Source organism: Streptomyces sp. A18 (assembly GCF_059026065.1).
Genome location: NZ_JBWLKL010000134.1, coordinates 1 through 916, shown reverse-complemented (window position 1 = coordinate 916; position 916 = coordinate 1). Strand labels below are relative to the sequence as shown.

Here is a 916-nt window from a genome sequence, read left to right as displayed (position 1 = left end):
GCCTCACAACTCACCCAACCCGTGCGGCCCTTCTCACGTCACGCACCCGCTGCCGCCATCGCTCGCCCCCCAAGGCCCTTACTGCTCCTCCTGGGGCAGGTGCGTCCTGGCCTCCTCGTAGCCGGCGTCGGAGGGCGCATCGGCCGGGGCGTAGACCAGGTTCAGCACGCCGGTCTCGAAGGTCTCGGACTTGAGCAGCTTCAGCGGGACTGAGGGCTCACCCTCGTCGAACAGCCGCTCGCCCTTGCGGACCGCGATCGGGTGCACGAGCAGGTGCAGCTCGTCCAGGAGACCGGCGGCCAGCAGCTGGCGGACGATCGAAGGCGAGCCGCTCATAGCGATGGTCCCGCCCGGCTCGTTCTTCAGCGCCGTCACGGCCTCGACGAAGTCGCCCTGGAGCTGCTCGGAGTTCCTCCAGGTGAACGCGAGCCGCTGCCTCGACACGACGACCTTGCGGGCGTCGCCGAGCTTCTTGGCGAAACCCGCGTCCTCGTCCCCGGCCGCCTCCCGCTCCGGCCATGCCCCGGCAAAGCTGTCGTAGGTCTTGCGCCCGATGAGAAGCGTGTCGGCCTGGCCGAGGGTCGCGTCGACGGCGGCGCCCATCTCGTCGTTGAAGTACGGGAAGTGCCACTGATCGGGCGCCTCGATGACGCCGTCGAGCGAGATGAACAGACCGGCAGTGATCTTCCGCATGATGATCCTCCGAGAGGGGTGGACGTGCACTCTATGACCGGTGAGACTGCGGACGGCGGAGAAACTCACCGGTGTCCGCCCCCGGACCGGCCGACGGTGCCGCGGCTACTTCAGGAGCCGTGCGCGGGAGACCCCAGACAAGGCAGGATGGGAGCAGGCCGCACGGGCCCAGGTAAGCCTCACAACTCACCCAACCCGTGCGGCCCTTCTCACGTCACGCACC

The 916-nt window shown here is 68.7% G+C and carries 1 protein-coding gene; it reads right to left on the bottom strand.

Translation table 11 applies throughout. From position 1 onward, the window contains the following. Positions 1 to 78: 78 nt before the first annotated feature. Entirely contained in the window at positions 79 to 693 is a 615-nt protein-coding gene (locus AC5P1C_RS43830; protein ID WP_493871593.1) for a dihydrofolate reductase family protein, read from the bottom strand. Positions 694 to 916: the final 223 nt, after the last annotated feature.

What these genes read in the sequence shown, in the direction of transcription:
- AC5P1C_RS43830 (WP_493871593.1), bottom strand. Translation starts at nt 693, where the DNA reads ATGCGGAAGATCACTGCCGGTCTGTTCATCTCGCTCGACGGCGTCATC.